Raw genomic sequence first — 1,069 nt, 5'->3', positions numbered from 1 at the left:
ATCAGTGCCGCCGGCAGCAGTAACAGCACCATTGGCTTGCTGGCGATGATTCCACAGGTATGCACCATTATCGGCATGCTGGTGTGGGGCCTGCATTCCGACCGTACCCGGGAACGCAAATGGCACCTGGTGCTGCCCATGCTGGTGGCAGCGGCCGGCTGGATGTTCACTGCGTATGCCGGCGACCCCCAGGTGCAGCTGGCAGGCATCTGCATGGCCGCCACCGGCTCGTACACCGCCATGTCGATCTTCTGGACCACCCCGGACCAGGCCATGTCGTTCAAGGCACGGGCGATCGGTATTGCGGTGATCAACGCGTTCGGCAACATCGGCTCGGCGCTCAACCCGCTGGTGGTCGGGTGGCTGAAGGACCTGACCCAAAGCTTCACTGCCGGGATTGTCTACGCCACGGTGCTGCTGGTGATCGGCGCGCTGTTGACCTTCTTGCTGCCATTGCCCTCGTCCACCCCAAAGCCATCACCGAACCTGTAGGAGATTGCCCAGCCCATTGAGCTGCGCTGTCGAGCAGAGAACTGATGCTGGGCGCTGTGGGAGCGGGCGCGCCCGCGAAGAACCCGGCGCGGTGGCTGGCACCGGCTGCGCCGGTGTTCGCGGGCACGCCCCACACAAGGCCCCTGCTAAATCAGTAAGTCATGTGCAGTGCTATGGAGCAGGACACACTGTGCGCCGCATCACGTTCCGGAACACGCTAGTACATGCGTACTATTCTCCGCGCGGCGAGCGCTCCCGATACTCCCGGTGTTAATGCGTTGCACCTAAGGAATGCCATTGCCCTCGAGGCTGGCAGCCACTTGCGTGGCATCAAATGGAGTATCTGGAGTCGCCATGAAGCCCCTATTCAGACTTTCCCCGCTCACGTTCGCGATCACCCTCGCCATGCTGCCGAACGCCCACGCGGCGGACTACATCCTCGACAGCGGGCAAGACACCTTCAGCAGCGACCGCGCGTATGACGGCACGGTGTCACTGCGCCCCGGCAACGGTGTCCCTGCCAGCCTGACCATCAACAACGGTGCCGAACTCACCAGCAAAGGCGGGCGAATAGGTG

Annotated in this window: 2 protein-coding genes; both read left to right on the top strand. The window is 63.0% G+C overall.

All coding sequences use genetic code 11. From position 1 onward, the window contains the following. A partial coding sequence (locus tag HP547_RS28900) for an MFS transporter (RefSeq protein ID WP_172288919.1) occupies positions 1–492 on the top strand: 492 nt, incomplete at its 5' end. A gap of 354 nt (positions 493–846) precedes the next feature. Continuing rightward, positions 847–1,069: hypothetical protein (locus HP547_RS28895; RefSeq protein ID WP_172288917.1), on the top strand; the 223-nt coding region annotated here is incomplete at its 3' end.

It is taken from the genome of Pseudomonas sp. CM27 (assembly GCF_013179515.1).
Taxonomy (GTDB): Bacteria; Pseudomonadota; Gammaproteobacteria; order Pseudomonadales; family Pseudomonadaceae; genus Aquipseudomonas.
Note: the sequence above shows the minus strand (reverse complement) of the source record. Positions and strands in the feature narration are given on the sequence as shown.